Below are 16,693 nucleotides of genomic sequence, written 5' to 3'. Positions count from 1 at the left end.
AGGTGTTCGATTCTGAAGAGGGCTCTTCCAGAACCGATTACTGAAGCCTTCGAGCGTGAGCAGTCATAATCGTTTGACGCACAGTATGCGGGGTATCAAGTGATGGGGGATACAAAGCGTCCCGATCTTCTGGCTGATCTACAACCGGTGTCGGCCGGGCCGGAGGTTATGGACGACGCGGCGATCGAGGTTTTCGAGGTCGCCGGAATGATAAAGTGGTTCGACGCTTCCAAGGGATTCGGTTTTATCGTCCCGGATAATGGGCTGCCGGATATTCTTCTGCATGTGACGTGTCTCAGGGCAGGCGGTTTCCAGACCGCTTATGAAGGCGCCCGCGTCCATTGCGAGGTTTTGCGACGGTCCAAGGGAATGCAAGCATTCCGCATTCTCAGCATGGATGAAAGCACGGCCATCCACCCGTCTCAGCTTCCGCAGCGCACGCATGTCATCGTGCAACCCGAAAGCGACTGGGAGCGAGCCTACGTCAAGTGGTTCAATCGCGTGCGGGGCTTCGGCTTCTTGACACGCGGAGAAGGTACGCCAGATATCTTCTGCCACATGGAGACTTTGCGGCGGTTTGGCTTTACAGAACTTCGTCCCGGACAGATCGTTCAGGTTCGATGGGGCTATGGATCGAAGGGCTGCATGGCTGCGGAGCTTCGGCCGGATGGTGTGCCGACAGGTTTGCCGTCGCGGAATTAAACGCGGGATCCATGACGATAGTGTCAGCGAGTTTTACAAAAAGGGCCGCCGTCTGCGTGGCCCTTTTTGCTTTTGCCGGGAGTGGTCTTCCGAAATTCTTTCAGGAGGCCGGACTTCTCCAGTTCGTGGCGCCCGCTTACGCCAAGATGCGGCGGGACAAGCTGACCATCGAGCCGGCGACGGGCGGGCAAAGTCACGCGTTCGACATCGAGGTTGCGTCCAGCGAGCAGGAAAAGCGTCTCGGCTTGATGTATCGGACCGCGATCGGCGCGAGCGAGGGGATGCTGTTTCCGTACGGCGCCGAGCGCGAGATCTCGATGTGGATGCATAACACCTACATTTCGCTCGACATGGTGTTCATCCGCGCGAATGGCACGATAGCGCGGATAGAGGAGCGCGCCGAGCCGCTATCGGACCGGGTCATCGCCTCGGGTTCGGCCGTCGCGGCTGTGCTTGAGCTGCAAGCCGGAACCGCCGCGCGTCTCGGCATCAAGCCCGGCGACAGGGTTAGCCATTCGCTGTTCAAGAGCGCCACGCGGTAAGGCTTGGAATTGCGGATGCGAGGACGCCGCGTTCCTCAATCGAACAGCGAAGAGAATGACCGCTGGATTGAATCGAAACTCACGCCGAACCCTGAGTCATCCGATCGTGTGATCCGGCGTTTTGCGGACTTAGCCTTGCGCTGGGCGACTTTCGCCGGCGCACTTGCTGCCGTGGCTTCGCTCACTGGCGCGGGCTCGCTCGTTGCCGTGCGTGGATCGGGCACAAGCTCCGGCTTTTCATCCGAGACGACGCTGCCGCCCTCAAAGCGCAGTCGGCGAGCATCGTTGGCGGTGGTGCTGACCTTCATCACGGTCGCGACCGGCGGCGGGGGCTCGGCAGCGCTGACAGCTGCGGCGGGCGAAGCGTCCTGACCGGCATCGCGATCAGCGCGCTCGGCGCTGCTCGTCGAGATTGGGCTGGCGGCAGGCGCATGCGGTGTCATTGTGACGGCGGGCACCAGCATTTCCGGTTGCGCCCAGGGATGATCCAGCATCGAGCGATCGTCGGACGGCATGGCCGCTACGGAGACCGAGGGTCGGGAAACGGGAGCGTCGGTGGCAATTGCAACTTTGGTTTGCGTGCTCGTTGCGTCGTAATACGCGGTGGCGCGCGTATCTTGCGCGTCCGCGACGAGCATGGGACGTGCGGCACACGACACGTCCGAGTTCGACGAGATGAGGGCCAAAAGCGCCTCGTCAGGATCGTCGACGGGCAGGTGGGCGTTCACGGTGCTGAGGAACGTGCTCATGGCCGCCTGCGATGCGGCGCTCCAGCGTCCCGTTAGTGGCCCGTCATAGCAGCGTGCCTTCGTCAGTGCGGTCTGCAAATCGCGGGCGATCTTAGCGCGCGGCGGAGCAGAAGGTCCGGGCGTTTCCTGCGCGGTGGCCTCGGGGATGATATAGATCGGAGACGTGATCGATGCGGCCCGAACGACGGGGGGCATCGCAATGACTTCCGCCGCGGCCGGAGGAATGGCGTCGTCGGCGTCGACAGCGAGGTAATAGGCGTAAACCGCACCGAGCGCGATTGCGCTAAGCACGAAGCCTCGTGCCTTGGCGGCATACGCATCGGGCAGAACGGAACGTACGAGATTCACGGATACGCACTCGCGACCAACGCCAAAGGGAACAGAACAGACGCCAGGACGCCACGTCAAACGACGGCCAAGCTTCAGCAATTCGGTACTATTTTAGTGGCCCTTTGGCAAAGCCAACCGTGGGAAGTGATGCCTTTCCGCGGCGGAGGCGTGGCACGGGATCGACACTTGCTGCCTCACGCTCCGGGAGCATTCGGGGGCGACCTCGTCCGCGTTGGCCGATTGTTCCGATTTTGTCCGATTGTCAGAACGTCAAATCGTGCTACTAAGCCCGGCATTATTGGCGTCGGGGCGTAGCTCAGCCTGGTAGAGCATCTGCTTTGGGAGCAGAGGGTCGCGTGTTCGAATCATGTCGCCCCGACCAATACTTAGGTTATTTCCGGGTCACCCGGTTTGCAATCCGGGTTCGTTCTCCGTTCTTCGGCCGCGCTCCAATTAATTCCCCTTCGAGGCGCGAAGTGCTTCAAGCCTATGTCGATGACAGCATGGAAGCGGGTAAAGTGCTCGTTTTCGCGGGGTTCATTTCTTCTCCAGAAAACTGGCGGGAATTTTCATCCGAGTGGATGCAGGCGCTAAGATTAGCGCGTTGGCAATCGTTCAAGATGTCGGAAATCGCTGGTTCCGGTAGCAAAGATCGATTGGAGCGAGCAGGCTATTTCTATCGGTTAATCGAAGAGCATGTTGCCGCTCTTGTTACCGTCGCGGTTGATATTGAAGCGCTCCGGTTGGTGGTCTGCGAGCTCGGCTTGCCGGAAGAATACGCAAACCCATACGCCGTCATTTATCGTGTAATTTTGGACTACACAGCACAATCTCAGCACGAGATTGGCTTCTGTGACCCGGTAGACTTCATCTTCGATATGCATGGGAGCAGACAGGAGGTGGCGGAAGGTTTCAGACTGATGATGCAACATATTCCAGACGAGGAGCGCGCCCGATTCGGTGAGCCTCCGCGCTTTGAAAACGACAATGTTTGCATGCCTCTTCAGGCGGCTGATCTATTAGCTTGGCACGTACGAAAGCACTGGCTAAAGCATGGCACAATACTTGGACCGCCTTTCGAAATGTCGTGGCCAGCAAGGCGGGCCATCGATGGATTTCGAGCGAACCTCGACTACGATGAATTAAAGCCGAATTTGCAGAATTGGTTGATCGCGTTTCTGCGCCAGTTTGGCGCCCCGGGAGTAGCGATTTCGATCAGTTTTACCGATCTCAAAGGTCAGAAGTTTTGATACTTGCCTTCTCAGCCTGAAGTATCCCTTTCGTACGCCCTTTCCCAGGCGAGTATCGCTGCATCAGCCAACTTTGTTTGATTTACGCCGCGTGCGTAGTGCTCGACCATCTGCAGCGATTGGCCGGTAACGGCCGACACCATCGTAGTTGTGCAACCGGCTTCGAGAAGCGTCACGACTGCAGACTTGTGTAGCCCGTGAATAACTATGCCGGCTTTTGAAACCACGTCGGGGCGTAGCCCAGCCTGGTAGAGCATCTGCTTTGGGAGCAGAGGGTCGCGTGTTCGAATCATGTCGCCCCGACCAAATCTTCAGCGGCCGTGAGAGTGTGCCGCTTGCGCTCCTCGCACCGAACCGATTTCTCACACCTTGCAACGGGCATCGTTGCTCGCGGCGTTATTTGCCGGTCACTTGGTCCTTCAGATCGTTCAGATAGCCGATGATCGCGCTGATCTCTTCTGAAGAGAATGTGAACTCGGGCATTTCGGCGTGGCCGGAGACGATGCCTTCGGCGAGAGACTCTTCCAGGTTCTCGGGCGGATAGCGCTTGACCACCTCGCGGAATGGCGGCGCTTCGCGATGCGGGCTGTCGCCCGTTGCGCCGATCGCGTGGCACCGCGCGCAATTCTTTTCAAGGATCGCCGCTCCGCTGATTTGCGACGCATCGGGTGCGGCAAGAGCTGCAACGCCAGAGCCGAGCATCGAACCAGCGAAGACCGCAGCTAAAACATTGAGCGGACGGAACTCCATTTCGTCTCCTCGACGGCTTTTGCGCTCGGTCAATTGCAGCATATCGCCCGCGCTCTAGAAGCGATTTGATCTTAAACAGCGGCTGGGAGTGAAAAATGGCGGGCGGGTCTCTGTTTGCAGCGCGCATCATCGGACTCTCGTTCTTCGCAATGGCGTTCGCCCTGCACGTGCCGACAGCAATGGCGCAGGTGGAGCCGCAAGGCCCGGTCATTCGCGAAGAGCCCGGAAGACTTGAGTCAGCAAAGCCGGACGTAGAAAACGGCGCCCGGTTGGCACAGACGCTCTGCACAAGCTGCCATTTGATTGGGGAAACGTCCGATCGCCCGATTCACGCCGACGTGCCGAGCTTCGCAGGTGTCGCCAATCGGCCAAACCAGACGCTCGACCATCTGACGACCTGGCTGACCGAGCCGCATCCGCCGATGCCGAATCTCAATCTCACGCGCTTGGAGATCCGCGATCTGGCCGGTTACATATTTTCGCTTCGCAAAGAGTAGCGATTGCGATTTCGCCGCCGGCGGTGTGAAGCAACCGGCCTTGGCACGTCCCGTGTGAGACTTTTAGCGGTGTCATATTGCGCGAGCGTTCGTCGGTCGCGCGTAGAAATAATTGAGTTTATTGGCGATCCCGGCAGGACTTGAACCTGCGACCCTCTGCTTAGAAGGCAGATGCTCTATCCAACTGAGCTACGGGATCCGCGTTGGTGCAGTGCCGCATATTCCGCTATATTAGCCAAACAAGCGACGCCACGCGGCATCAGCGCTGCGGAAAACGGATAATCGCCGCCGCCTCCGAGCGCAAGTCATTGCCGGCATCAATCGTCTGGAACGCCAAAGGCGGCGAATCTGTTGATTGTGTCGCTGATCGTGTGCGAGAACAGCCGCAAAAAATCCAACAAGACAGCGACGATCGTGGGGGAGGGGACATGACAGCGGTTACGTCCGACGGAACGCCGGGACTTTTGGACCGAGCGCGCATCGTCGCGCGCGCCGGATTTAACCGGTGGATGGTTCCACCCGCCGCGCTCGCAATCCATCTCTGCATCGGCATGAGCTACGGTCTCAGCGTCTTCTGGCTGCCGCTGTCGCAAGCCCTCGGCATCTCGAAGCCCGTGGCGTGCCCCGACATGTCGCTCATACAGGAGCTTTTTACGACCACCTGCGACTGGCGGGTGAGTAGCCTGCTCGTGACGTTCGAGCTCGGTATCGTCTTTCTCGGCCTAGCGGCCGCCGCCTTCGGAGGCTGGCTCGAGCGCGCCGGGCCGCGACGCGCGGGTGTTTCCGCCGCACTCTGCTGGGGTGGCGGATTTCTGATCGCCGCGCTCGCCGTTTATATCCATCAGCTTTGGCTATTCTGGCTGGGTCTCGGCGTGATCGGCGGCATCGGTCTCGGGCTCGGCTACATCTCGCCCGTATCGACGCTGATCAAATGGTTTCCGGACCGGCGCGGCATGGCGACGGGCATGGCGATCATGGGGTTCGGCGGCGGCGCCATGATCGGTTCGCCGCTGGCCATCCTGCTCATGAACCATTTCAAGAATGACCAATCGTCAGGTGTTGCGCAGGCGATGGCCGTCATGGGCTGCATCTATCTCGTCTTCATGCTTTGCGGCGCGTTCGGATATCGTGTGCCGCCCGATGGCTGGAAGCCGGACGGATGGACGCCCTCTACCGATCGCGGGCATGCCCTGATCACGACGGGTCACGTGCATCTCAACGAGGCGCACAAGACTCCGCAATTCTGGCTGATCTGGATCGCGCTCTGGATGAACGTGTCGGCAGGCATCGGCGTGCTGTCGATGGCGTCGCCGATGCTGCAGGAAATCTTCGGCGGCTCGCTCATCGGTCGTGCGGACTTAAAGTTCGGAGACCTCGACGCCACGCAGCATGCGCTGATTGCCGGAATCGCCGGTGGTTTCGTCAGTCTTCTGTCTCTCTTCAACAGCGGCGGACGCTTTGCCTGGGCGTCGCTGTCCGATGTCTTCGGGCGCAAGGTCACCTATTTCTGCTTTTTCATTCTCGGCATGATCCTCTACGTGCTGGCGCCGACGCTCGCGCATATGGGATCGGTTGCGCTTTTCGCAGGCGCGCTCTGCATCATCATCAGCATGTACGGCGGCGGGTTCTCGACGCTGCCGGCCTATCTGGCCGATATCTTCGGCACGCAATTCGTCGGCGCCATTCATGGTCGCATGCTGACGGCGTGGTCGGCCGCCGGCATCCTCGGTCCGCTCGTTATCGGCTATATTCGCGATGCTGAAATTGCCGCCGGCGTTCCGCGTGCGGACGTCTATGACTACACGCTCTATATCCTGACCGGGTTCCTGTTCATCGGTCTTGTCGCCAACGCGCTCGTGCGTCCGGTCGATCATAAACATATGATGACCGACGAGCAGATCGCGGCTCTGCAGACGAAGACCTCGACGGCGACGTTGCCGGGGGGCTCGCATGGCATCGGCTTCGGCGGCTTCAGTCCGGCGGTGCTTGTCGCGTGGCTAGCCGTCGGAATTCCGTTCCTGTGGGGCGTCTGGAATACGCTGGTGAAGGCGATCGCGCTGTTCGGGTGATTTTGGGCGAAGAGGCGCGTGAGCGAGTTTCAACCGCACGCGAGCTAGTGCCAGCCCGGCCATCGAGGCGGGCTGGTCGGCTTGCTCAATGTCGGCTTCCTCGTCAGCTTTCTCAGTGCGTCCAGTTCGTGGTGCGCCCGAAGCGGAAATTGTCCGCATAGGATTTGCGGATCGGCTTGCGTGGCTTCGGTTCGGCGAGCGAGTAGCTCAGCCCTTCGCGCACGGCGTAGGCGATGGCCTCTTCCTTCGTCTCGAACTCGAGCCGCACCTGCGTTTGCGTATCGCGGGTGCTCGTCCAGCCCATCAGCGGGTCGGGCGCGCGCGGCGTCGCAGGCGCAAACTCCAGGATCCACTCTTTCGTGCGAGCTTCGCCAGACTGCATCGCTGTTCTGGCTGGCTTATAAATGCGCGCGGTCATTGGCAGTCCTCAGTCGGTTTTTCGAACCCTGGTCGCGATGATATTATGCGAACGCTCGGCCTCTGCTCCTGCGGCAGATAATTTCCCGCGCACGCACTGTCAACCGGGATGGCTGGCAGGATAGCTGGACTTCGCGCACCACGGAAGTCGCAGGCCGATCCATGACCATCAGAAGTTCGGCCCTTCCGCGATAAACCCCGAATTCGATGCTTTTCATCGCGCTATCCGCTCGCGCGACGTCTCGGCAATCGAGGCATCCAGAACGGCGACTTTCTGCATTCTGCGAAAGGCACGTTCGAAGTGTCGCGGCCCGGTTCACGTAAACATGCATTGACAATGCATCTTTAAGGAACACACTCACGCAGGCTTCGCGCACGACGGCGAACTTGTCGGCAATCGGCGCGGCCTTCGATGAAACCCCGCCATGGAGAGGAGTGGGACATGCCCGAACAAACCGGCTCAACGGTAAACGTAGTTGATGTTCGTCAACTCATCCCGATGAAACGCCATGAGACGATCTTCCGGCTCGTCGACGAACTTGCCGCAGGAGCGTCGTTCATGCTGGTCAACGATCACGATCCCAAGCCTCTCTATTACCAGCTCGAGGCCGAGTACCCGAAACAGTTCTCGTGGACCTACGTCGAACGTGGGCCGTCGGTTTGGCGTGTCGAGATCGGCCGGGTTGCGGGGGCCGCGTGAGACAGGACTAGAAGATCCGCGGTGTCGGCGATTGTGCCGGCACCGATCAAGTGAAGGGATTTTGCGATGGTTGGGGTCGCGCTTTCCCGCTGGACAATGACGTACTTCGCTGCGGCGCTCGTCGCGCTGCTGGCTGGCGAGTGCCTTATGACGGCCGGGTTCGGTTACCCGGCTGCGGCGGTCGGAGCGCCCGAAACGCTCGCGTTGGTTCACGTCATTTCGATCGGCTGGCTGAGCCTGCTGATGTGCGGCGCTCTTTTTCAATTCGTGCCGGTTCTTGTCGCCCGCCCGCTTCACGACAGTTGGCTGCCGCTCCCGACGTTGGGCTGTCTCGTAGCCGGTCTCGTCGTGCTGCTTCTCGGCTTTCTGAAGCTCGGCGGCGAGATCGATTTCGCGTTTTCCTATTTTTCCGTGGCGGCGGCGCTCCTCTCACTTGGGTTCGCGCTCGTCTTGTGGAACCTCGGACGCACGCTGTGGGCCGCGCGGCCTTTGCCGCTTCCCGCACGGTTCGTCGTCGTCGGACTGTTCAGCGTGGTTGCGACCGTGTCGCTCGGCGCGGTCTTCGCGCTGGTGCTTGATGGCGCGAGCAACGATATTCTGCTCGCAACGGCATCGCAGGGTCTGCCCATTCATATCATCGCCGGGCTCGGAGGATGGCTGACGGCAACGGCGATCGGCGTCAGCTATCGCCTGCTCGCGATGTTCATGCTGGCACCCGATCTCGATGGGCCGACCTCACGCGGCGCGCTTTACTCCGGAGCGACGGCGTTGGCTCTTGCGATCATCGGAGGACTATTTGCGATCTTTTTCGGCGTCAATCTGTCTGCTGTCCTGGGTGCAGCCGGATTGTTCGGACTTCTCGCAGTCGCTCTTTACGGGCGTGATATTCTTTTCCTCCATCGCGAACGCAAGCGCCGGAAGATTGAATTGAACAGCCGGATGGTGGGTCTGGCGCTGGCGAGCCTGGCGATCGCAACGCTGCTGATTATCGCGCTTCTCGTTGCCGGAAAATTTGAACAGCATGCGGCGGCCGTCGTGTTCCTGGTGGCGTTCGGATGGTTGTCGGGTCTCGGTCTTTCCAAGCTCTATAAGATCGTGCCGTTCATGACGTGGCTCGAATGCTACGGACCCATCATCGGCAAGGCGCCGACGCCGCGCGTGCAAGACCTCGTGGCCGAGGCGCGCGCGATCAAATGGTTCATCCTTTATTATTTAGCAGTCTGGGCGGCGACGGGGGCTTTGCTGTTCGAGGTTTCGATCGCGTTTCGCGGAGCTACCGCCCTGATGCTTGTCGCGACGATCGGGATTGCCGTGCAACTCGTGAAATCGCGCATGCTGGCCGATGTCAAGGCGATGCCGAAAATGCCGGTCGATATTCAGAGGCCAAGCCTGCTGTTCTCGCGCGCGTCATAGCCTGGAAGGGATACGATCATGCAGACACCATTCGTCGAGGTCGATGTTCGGCCGATTTTACGGGCGGGCGGCGAGCCCTTCGAGCAAATCATGGAAGCGGTGAACACGCTGAAGCCCGGTCAAGGCCTTCGCCTATTCGCGACGTTCAAGCCGACGCCGCTGCTCACGATGCTTGCTTCGAAAGGTTTCACGCACGAAGCAAAGGAACTCGACGGCGGTGAATGGGAAGTCTTGTTCTCACCCGCCGGTGCGGTGCCTGCCAAAGACGAGCATCCTGCCGGTGCCGCAGCCAGCCGTGACGGTCTCTGGCCGGAGCCTACGACTAATCTCGACAACCGGGATCTCGATCCGCCAGAGCCGATGGTTCGCATTCTCGCAACGACCGAAGCCATGGAGCCGGGCGAGGTGCTCTCGGCGTTGCTCTGCCGCGAACCGCTGTTTCTGTTTCCGGAGCTGGCAAAGCGCGGGCATAGCTGGCGTGGTGGCTATGAGCCGGACGGCAAAACCTACAAGGTGCTGGTGCGCGTCGGTGAGCATGGCGGGAGGGCGGCATGACTACGGAGACGACAGAGGATATCGGTCGGCAGGTCAAGCGGGCTCTGCACACCGTGATCGATCCGGAACTTGGATACAACATCGTCGATCTCGGAATGGTCTATGACGTGGGGATCGCGGCCGATGGCATTGCGCACATCACGATGACCACGACGACGCGCGGATGTCCGGCGACGAGCTATCTCGTGGACGGCGCGCGGGCCGCGGCAGAAACGGTACCGTCTATCGCGGGCGTGGAGGTCGAGTTGACGTATGATCCTCCGTGGGAACCGGCCATGATGAGCGACGATGCAAAGGAGCATCTCGATATCGGGGGCGGATGGTGAACCGCAGGATACGGTCATGACCGATGCGCGCCGTGACGCCGCTACTCCATTGGTTGCGATTTTGCTCTCCAGTCTCGATGCACTGGTGGCTGCTGGCGAAGCTGAGGCGGCGTGCCGCTTAGCCGGCGAAGCGTGTGCTGCGCTGCGCGGCCGGGACGACGTCGGCTGGCGGCGTTTCAACGCCTTTCTGCATCGCGCGGCGAAACATGTATCGATTGGCGATATATAGAGCTTTCAACAAAAAATTAATGCCTGAAATGGCCGCTAAGCTCCGGGCCGAGTGCCAGAGCGGATTTGCAAATCATCGATCGCGGGTGCAAATGGGACGATCGTCTGACTGGCGAGGGTTTGAACCGCAGTTCCCGATGCAAAGACACTCGGCATCTCAGGTCGCACCTCCGGGCGGATCCCTGGCGAAAGCTTTGCGTGACGTCGGCGCCTGCCGAATATGTGAGGCGCAATTGCCGCTCGGTCCGCGTCCCGTCGTGCAGCTCGGAAGCACGGCGCGGATTTTGATCGTAGGTCAGGCGCCGGGACGGAAAGTTCATCTGACAGGCGTGCCGTGGAACGACGCGAGTGGCGACCGGCTGCGGGACTGGCTCGGGCTCGATCGCGCGACGTTTTTCGATGCCACGAAGATCGCCTTGCTCCCGATGGGGTTCTGCTATCCCGGCGTCGGCAAGTCAGGCGGCGACAATCCGCCGAGGCCGGAATGCGCTCCTTATTGGCACGAACGCCTGCTGAGTTTTCTGCCCGAGGTTCAGCTCACGATGCTGGTCGGGCAATATGCGCATCGCCATTATCTGGATTTGGAAGGCAAGTCGTCGGTCACCGAAACCGTCAGGGCGTTTTCGAAGTATGGCCCGCGTTTCTTTCCGTTGCCGCACCCGAGCTGGCGAAGCACGATCTGGATGCGCAAAAATCCGTGGTTCGAAGCCGATGTGATTCCGGAGCTTCGCAAGTCTGTGCAAAAATGCTGCTGAATTGGTGCCCCGTCGAAATAGTAAAAGAAAAGCCATGCAGTCTATTCAGATCAAGCGCATCTATGATCCTCCGCGAAAGTCCGACGGCTATCGAGTTCTGGTGGATCGGATCTGGCCGCGCGGGTTGAGCAAGGACGCTGCGCGGATCGATCTCTGGATGAAGGATATCGCTCCGACCACGGAGTTGCGCAAATGGTTCAATCACGATGCCGCGCGATGGACGACGTTTCAGGAGAAATACCGCGCCGAACTCAGACAGCTTGGCGAACGATTGGATGAGTTGCGGGACCGCGCGAAAAAAGAGCCGGTGACGCTGCTCTACGGCGCCAAGGATACGGAGCATAATCAGGCGGTCGTTCTGCGAGACGTTCTGGCGGAGACTAAATCGCGCTCAGCGCCCCGGGGATGAATCCGGTTCGATCAGAAAACTTTTGCTCGATGTCGAAATCGCGCCTTGCGGCGTCTCTGCTTCGTCCTTGAGGTGCACGCCCGAGAGACCGCGCTTGCGCGCTTCCGTCATCAGATAAAACAGTTTGTGAGCGGCGCCCTCATAGTTCAGTCCCTCGCGGCGGACGTTGGAGATGCAATTACGCGCCTCGTCCGTGAGCCCGACACGCGGGTTCAATGTCATATAGATGCCCATGCTGTCTGGAGAGCTGAGGCCCGGACGCTCGCCGATCAAGACCACGACCATCTTGGCGCCGAGCAACTGTCCGATTTCGTCGCCGACCGCGACGCGAGCTTCGCGGATGATGACGAGCGGCGCGATGCGCCAGCCTTCCTTGACGAGAGGCGGCAGAATGACATCGAGAAAGGGGGCTGCGTTTTCTTCGATCGCAAACGAGGAAAGTCCGTCGCCGATCACGAAGACGACGTCATAGCCGCTGCTTGCGCGCGCCGTCTCGTTCAAGGCGTTGCGCGACTCCTCGTCGAGGCGACGGCCCATGTCGGGACGCTGGAGATACATCGGACGGTTTGCGGCCGCGCTGTGCATCAAGCAGGTTTCGTGGCCGCGTGTTTTGAGCGCTTGATCGAGCTTCGCGGTGTCGAGTTCATGATGGACGGCGTTGCGCGCGCGGGCATGCGCAAGCTGGAATTCGAGATGCGGTTTCGTCGGAAGGCTCGTTCCGGCGCGGCCGAGCGCAATACGCGCCGGAGTGTACTGGCGAAGTTTGCCCCAGGGATTGGCAACGACAACGGGCTTCTTTTCATCCGACATGTTTTTTTATCCGGCCTGGCGTAGCGAACCTCAGTGAAGGTGTGCGAGTGCGCGCTGAAACGGCTTGGGCAACGTATCGGAGAGCTTCAGCGCGTCGCCACCCTGGAAAATGCCGACGCTCAGAAGCCAGTCTTCGAACTCCGGCGACGGCTTCAGCCCGAGCGCCTTACGGGCATACAGCGCATCGTGGAACGACGTCGTCTGGTAATTCAGCATGATGTCGTCGGAGCCCGGAATGCCCATGATGAACGTGATCCCGGCGACGCCGAGCAGCGTCAGCAAGGTATCCATGTCGTTCTGATCGGCTTCGGCGTGATTGGTATAGCAGATGTCGCAGCCCATCGGCACGCCGAGGAGCTTGCCGCAGAAATGATCTTCCAGTCCGGCGCGAATGATCTGGCGGCCGTCGTAGAGATATTCCGGGCCGATGAAGCCGACGACGGTGTTGACGAGCAGGGGCTGGAATTTCCGGGCAACCGCATAAGCGCGCGCTTCCAGCGTCTGCTGATCGACCCCGTGGTGCGCATTGGCGGAGAGTGCGCTGCCCTGGCCCGTCTCGAAATACATGGCGTTGTTGCCAACCGTCCCGCGCTGCAGGCTTTGGGCCGCCTCATAGCCTTCCTTGAGCATCGCGAGGTTGATGCCGAAGCTGCCGTTCGCGGCTTCCGTGCCCGCGATGGACTGGAACACGAGGTCGACCGGCGCGCCCTTGTTGATGGCGGCGATGCTCGTCGTGACGTGCGTGAGCACGCAAGACTGGGTCGGGATGTTGTAGCGCTGGATGATCTCATGCAGCATCTCGATGAGCGTCGTCACGGCCGCGGTGCTGTCGGTCGCGGGATTGATGCCGATCACGGCGTCGCCGTTGCCGTACATCAGCCCGTCGACGATGCTGGCCGCGATGCCGGTCGGATCATCTGTCGGGTGGTTCGGCTGCAGGCGCGTCGACAGCCGCCCTTTGAGGCCGATCGTGTTGCGGAACTTGGTCACGACACGGCATTTCTGCGCGATAAGGATCATGTCCTGCACGCGACAGATCTTTGAAACGGCGGCCACCATCTCCGGCGTCAAACCGGGAGCGAGAAGGGCTAGCGAGCGTTCCGTCGCCTCGTCCGAAAGCAGCCAGTCGCGGAAGGCACCGACGGTCAAATGCGAAACCGGCGCGAAGGCCTTCACATCATGGTCGTCGATGATGAGGCGTGTCACCTCGTCGATCTCGTAGGGGATGAGATGATCGACGAGGAATTCTTTGAGCGGAACATCGGCGAGCGCCATCTGAGCGGCGACCCGTTCCTCGTCGTCGCCTGCCGCGACGCCGGCGAGATAGTCTCCGGACCGCGCAGGCGTGGCTTTCGCCATGAGGACCTTGAGGTTCTCGAAACTGAACCGGTGTCCTCCGATGGAATAGGTATAGCTCATATGGCACTCGCCGTTGCTGGAGGTTCGACAGCTTTAGAAAACTTCTTCTTCGCCTGGAGCCGTCGCCACGAGATGATGCCGGCTATAAAGTCCGAAGTAGGCGATGAAGACGGCATAGACAACGGCGGCGCCGATCACAACGCGCGGATCGACGAGGAACCCGGCGACCACCGCGACGCACGCGAGCACGAGCGCGATGCCGGACGTCACGATGCCGCCCGGCGTCCTGTAGGGGCGCTCAAGGTTGGGTTCTCGGACGCGCAGCGCGATATGCGCCGCCATCATCATCACGTAGGAAATGGTCGCTCCGAAGACCGCGATCAAGATCAGAAGATCACCTTGCCCGCTGAGCGAGAGCAGGAAGCCGATGATGCCGGGAATGATCAGCGCCACGTAGGGCGTTTTGCGGCTGTTGGTCAGCGACAGCGCACGCGGCAGATAACCGGCGCGAGACATCGCGAACACCAGGCGCGAATAGCCGAAGATGATCGAGAAGAAGCTCGCGATCAGGCCGGCGAGGCCGACGAAGTTGACGAAGCGGCTCACCCAGGTCGGGCCGCCATAGACCTTGGCGGATTCGAGCGCTTCGACAAGCGGATTGCCCGAGGACTTCAACGCGTCCGCACCGGCGCCGCCGGGTCCGAATACCAGGATGAGCGCGCAGGAGGCGAGCAGCACGAGAATGCCGCCGATCAAGCCGCGCGGCAGGTCGCGTTTCGGATCGCTGGTTTCTTCGGCCGCGAGCGGCACGCCTTCGATCGCGAGGAAAAACCAGATGGCATAGGGAATGGCCGCCCAGATGCCGATGTAACCGAAGGGCAGGAATGGGCTTGCCCCGGCTGCATTGGTCACAGGAATGTCGAAGAGGTTGTCGACGTTGAAGTGCGGGATCATCGCGACCAGGAACACGACGAGCGCCACGACCGCGAGCGCGGTGATAGCAAAGATGAGCCGCAGGGCTTCGCCGGCGCCATAGAGGTGGATGCCGAGAAACACCACGTAAAAAGCCAGATAAACTATCCAGCCGTCGATGCCGAACAGCGACTGGCAATAGGCGCCAATGAAGACGGCGATTGCGGCAGGCGCGATGGCATACTCGATCAGGATCGCGATGCCGCAAAGGAAGCCGCCCCACGGCCCGAAAGCGCGGCGCGCGAAGCCGTAGCCACCGCCGGCGGTCGGAGCGATCGTCGCGAGTTCGGCGAGCGCGAAACACATGCACGTGTACATCGTCGCCATCAGCAGCGAGGCCACGAAAAGGCCGCCCCAGCCGCCCTGGGCGAGGCCGAAGTTCCAGCCCGCATAGTCGCCCGAGATCACGTAGGCGACGCCGAGGCCGACGAGCAGCAGCCATCCGGCCGCGCCGCGTTTCAACTGCCGTTTTTCGAAGTACTCATTACCGACTTTGTCGTATTCGACTCCACCCTGTCCCGTCGTCTCCATACCGAATCCTCTTGATTATAATTATTATTCAGTCCCACTGGCGCATCGGTCAGCTACGCCGATGGGCTCGCCTTATGTTTCAAGTGACGAATATTCAGGCACTTCCAGCCCCCAAAGGAGCGGCGGAACTTCTCCGGTTCCGGGTAGCGGAGGACGGTAAAACTGCGCTAATATGTCGTCTATCCAATTTCGGCATGATTACATGCCGACTTAAGTCGGGTACGCGACAGGCGATGGGAAGCACTTGAGATAGGGTGTTATCGCGGCATGGAATTGCAGTCCGACCATCATGGGTTTCGGACGACCGCGCTCCAGGGCGATACGGCATTCATCCACGCGGCCAGTACGTCGGACATCGATGAGCAGGCGGCTCTGCTGCGCGGGTGGAACCAGACCTACGAGCAGATTTCGGCGGGGCGCTTCAACGGCTCTTTCCTCGAAACGCAGATCGACTGCGTTCAGTTGTTCCGGGAAGTCACCAGTAATTCCCTGCAGCAGACGGGTGCGCTGCCAGAAGGAACAATCGCCGTCGGCGCTCCGGTTTTGCTGCAGGGCAACGCGACGTTTTGCGGGCGGCTGTGCGACGGGCAGCAGTTGCACGTCTTCTCGGGCAAGGATCAGTTCGAATTTTTTTCTCCACGCGGACTGGACATCGTCGGGTTCGTCCTGGACGTACAAGATCTTCGCAGCGCGCTCACAAGTGATGAACTCGAAGACGTCATGCCGTCTCTCGCGCGGCCTCACTTGCGGTTCGCGGATATCGGCGCGCTCAATCGCATGCGGACCATCTTTCTGGACGTCTGCGAGATCGTCGCGGAGCCCGAGGCTTCGGCGCAGGATCGTGTGCGCCTGTCGTCGATGTCACGCGATCTGATTGCCGCGATCGTCGGCGGCCTTGCGCATGGCTATGGCGACCGGTTCGACGTTCCGCAGGCCAAGCGGACGCTAATCGTCCGCGATGCCCGCGACCTGATTTCGGAATGGTCGCAAGACATCAAGTGCATCGCGGATCTGTGCCGCGAATTGGGTGTCAGCCGGCGTGCGCTTCAGCAATCGTTTCAGGATACGCTCGGGGTAAAGCCGTCCGCTTATATGCGGGCCGTCCGCATGAATGGCGCGCGGCGCGCGATCAAAACTGAAAAGTCCGTAGCGGAGGCGGCGACCCTCTGGGGCTTCTGGCATTTCGGCCGCTTCGCGCGCGACTACAATATGATGTTCGGAGAACTGCCGTCCGAAGCCTTCCGCCGGCATCACGGCGCGGGTGAGCAAGCTCCTCGATGCGCGGAGCGCGATTGCGCGTCTCGCTGACGAAATCCGCCGGCAGCTCAG

General features: G+C 60.6%; 19 protein-coding genes and 3 tRNA genes. 15 read left to right on the top strand and 7 right to left on the bottom strand.

What is annotated here, in order from left to right; genetic code table 11:
• The first annotated feature begins 102 nt into the window (after positions 1 to 102).
• Both WC026_RS07795 and WC026_RS07790 read left to right on the top strand, forming a co-directional pair.
• Positions 103 to 702, top strand: coding sequence for a cold-shock protein (locus tag WC026_RS07795; protein WP_372710268.1), 600 nt, complete (start codon positions 103 to 105; stop codon positions 700 to 702).
• 11 nt (positions 703 to 713) lie between these two features.
• Positions 714 to 1,244: a DUF192 domain-containing protein gene (locus tag WC026_RS07790; protein ID WP_372710267.1), complete on the top strand. Its 531-nt coding sequence runs from the start codon at positions 714 to 716 to the stop codon at positions 1,242 to 1,244.
• Between the two features lie 35 nt (positions 1,245 to 1,279).
• Here the strand turns inward: WC026_RS07790 and WC026_RS07785 are convergent, their stop codons facing one another.
• Entirely contained in the window at positions 1,280 to 2,341 is a 1,062-nt protein-coding gene (locus tag WC026_RS07785) for a hypothetical protein (protein ID WP_372710265.1), read from the bottom strand.
• A 287-nt stretch (positions 2,342 to 2,628) separates the two neighbouring features.
• Here WC026_RS07785 and WC026_RS07780 point away from each other — a divergent pair.
• The 3 genes from WC026_RS07780 to WC026_RS07770 all read left to right on the top strand — a co-directional run bounded on the left by WC026_RS07780 (position 2,629) and on the right by WC026_RS07770 (position 3,879).
• Positions 2,629 to 2,705: transfer RNA gene (locus tag WC026_RS07780), tRNA-Pro, on the top strand.
• A gap of 94 nt (positions 2,706 to 2,799) precedes the next feature.
• The gene (locus WC026_RS07775) at positions 2,800 to 3,573 is read left to right on the top strand and encodes a DUF3800 domain-containing protein (RefSeq protein ID WP_372710264.1); all 774 of its coding nucleotides are present in this window, start codon (positions 2,800 to 2,802) and stop codon (positions 3,571 to 3,573) included.
• A gap of 229 nt (positions 3,574 to 3,802) precedes the next feature.
• Positions 3,803 to 3,879, top strand: a tRNA-Pro gene (locus WC026_RS07770).
• Positions 3,880 to 3,969: 90 nt separating this feature from the next.
• Here the strand turns inward: WC026_RS07770 and WC026_RS07765 are convergent.
• Positions 3,970 to 4,323 (bottom strand): cytochrome c, encoded by a 354-nt coding sequence (locus WC026_RS07765; RefSeq protein WP_372710263.1) that lies wholly within the window; start codon positions 4,321 to 4,323, stop codon positions 3,970 to 3,972.
• A 95-nt stretch (positions 4,324 to 4,418) separates the two neighbouring features.
• Between WC026_RS07765 and WC026_RS07760 the strand changes: the two genes are divergently transcribed.
• On the top strand, positions 4,419 to 4,820 hold the full coding sequence (locus WC026_RS07760; RefSeq protein WP_372710262.1) for a c-type cytochrome: 402 nt from the start codon (positions 4,419 to 4,421) through the stop codon (positions 4,818 to 4,820).
• A gap of 122 nt (positions 4,821 to 4,942) precedes the next feature.
• On the opposite strand, the gene WC026_RS07755 is transcribed toward WC026_RS07760, so the two are convergent.
• A tRNA-Arg gene (locus WC026_RS07755) sits at positions 4,943 to 5,019 on the bottom strand.
• 229 nt (positions 5,020 to 5,248) lie between these two features.
• On the opposite strand from WC026_RS07755, the gene WC026_RS07750 reads away from it, so the two are divergent.
• On the top strand, positions 5,249 to 6,889 hold the full coding sequence (locus tag WC026_RS07750) for an OFA family MFS transporter (RefSeq protein ID WP_372710261.1): 1,641 nt from the start codon (positions 5,249 to 5,251) through the stop codon (positions 6,887 to 6,889).
• Between the two features lie 112 nt (positions 6,890 to 7,001).
• Here WC026_RS07750 and WC026_RS07745 read toward each other — a convergent pair whose 3' ends face one another.
• The gene (locus tag WC026_RS07745) at positions 7,002 to 7,307 is read right to left on the bottom strand and encodes an ETC complex I subunit (protein ID WP_372710260.1); all 306 of its coding nucleotides are present in this window, start codon (positions 7,305 to 7,307) and stop codon (positions 7,002 to 7,004) included.
• A gap of 441 nt (positions 7,308 to 7,748) precedes the next feature.
• On the opposite strand from WC026_RS07745, the gene WC026_RS07740 reads away from it, so the two are divergent.
• The 7 genes from WC026_RS07740 to WC026_RS07710 all read left to right on the top strand — a co-directional run bounded on the left by WC026_RS07740 (position 7,749) and on the right by WC026_RS07710 (position 11,692).
• Positions 7,749 to 8,006 (top strand): DUF2249 domain-containing protein, encoded by a 258-nt coding sequence (locus WC026_RS07740; protein ID WP_372710259.1) that lies wholly within the window; start codon positions 7,749 to 7,751, stop codon positions 8,004 to 8,006.
• Between the two features lie 66 nt (positions 8,007 to 8,072).
• Positions 8,073 to 9,419: a hypothetical protein gene (locus WC026_RS07735; RefSeq protein ID WP_372710258.1), complete on the top strand. Its 1,347-nt coding sequence runs from the start codon at positions 8,073 to 8,075 to the stop codon at positions 9,417 to 9,419.
• An 18-nt stretch (positions 9,420 to 9,437) separates the two neighbouring features.
• Positions 9,438 to 9,974, top strand: coding sequence for a DUF2249 domain-containing protein (locus WC026_RS07730; RefSeq protein ID WP_372710257.1), 537 nt, complete (start codon positions 9,438 to 9,440; stop codon positions 9,972 to 9,974).
• Positions 9,971 to 10,300, top strand: a complete 330-nt coding sequence (locus WC026_RS07725) for a metal-sulfur cluster assembly factor (protein ID WP_372710256.1) — start codon at positions 9,971 to 9,973, stop codon at positions 10,298 to 10,300. Before WC026_RS07730 ends, WC026_RS07725 begins: the two co-directional genes overlap by 4 nt.
• A 16-nt stretch (positions 10,301 to 10,316) precedes the next feature.
• On the top strand, positions 10,317 to 10,529 hold the full coding sequence (locus tag WC026_RS07720) for a hypothetical protein (protein WP_372710255.1): 213 nt from the start codon (positions 10,317 to 10,319) through the stop codon (positions 10,527 to 10,529).
• Between the two features lie 136 nt (positions 10,530 to 10,665).
• Positions 10,666 to 11,283: a uracil-DNA glycosylase family protein gene (locus WC026_RS07715; protein WP_372710254.1), complete on the top strand. Its 618-nt coding sequence runs from the start codon at positions 10,666 to 10,668 to the stop codon at positions 11,281 to 11,283.
• A gap of 34 nt (positions 11,284 to 11,317) precedes the next feature.
• Complete coding sequence (locus WC026_RS07710) at positions 11,318 to 11,692, top strand: DUF488 domain-containing protein (protein WP_372710253.1); 375 nt, start codon at positions 11,318 to 11,320, stop codon at positions 11,690 to 11,692.
• Here WC026_RS07710 and eutC read toward each other — a convergent pair.
• From eutC to eat, 3 genes are read right to left on the bottom strand one after another with little or no spacing between them, the layout of a single operon-like run.
• A complete protein-coding gene (gene eutC, locus WC026_RS07705) occupies positions 11,675 to 12,502 on the bottom strand; it encodes an ethanolamine ammonia-lyase subunit EutC (protein WP_372710252.1) in 828 nt (275 codons plus the stop codon). The two genes, WC026_RS07710 and eutC, sit on opposite strands and share 18 nt — an antisense overlap.
• A 30-nt stretch (positions 12,503 to 12,532) precedes the next feature.
• Positions 12,533 to 13,921, bottom strand: a complete 1,389-nt coding sequence (locus WC026_RS07700; RefSeq protein ID WP_372710251.1) for an ethanolamine ammonia-lyase subunit EutB — start codon at positions 13,919 to 13,921, stop codon at positions 12,533 to 12,535.
• 33 nt (positions 13,922 to 13,954) lie between these two features.
• The gene (gene eat / locus WC026_RS07695) at positions 13,955 to 15,364 is read right to left on the bottom strand and encodes an ethanolamine permease (RefSeq protein WP_372710250.1); all 1,410 of its coding nucleotides are present in this window, start codon (positions 15,362 to 15,364) and stop codon (positions 13,955 to 13,957) included.
• Positions 15,365 to 15,631: 267 nt separating this feature from the next.
• On the opposite strand from eat, the gene WC026_RS07690 reads away from it, so the two are divergent.
• The gene (locus WC026_RS07690; protein WP_372710249.1) at positions 15,632 to 16,672 is read left to right on the top strand and encodes a helix-turn-helix domain-containing protein; all 1,041 of its coding nucleotides are present in this window, start codon (positions 15,632 to 15,634) and stop codon (positions 16,670 to 16,672) included.
• Positions 16,673 to 16,693: the final 21 nt, after the last annotated feature.

Origin of the sequence: Hyphomicrobium sp. (assembly GCF_041674905.1) — a bacterium.
In the GTDB taxonomy this organism is placed as follows: Bacteria; Pseudomonadota; Alphaproteobacteria; order Rhizobiales; family Hyphomicrobiaceae; genus Hyphomicrobium_B.
This window is presented reverse-complemented; position numbering and strand designations above follow the sequence as displayed.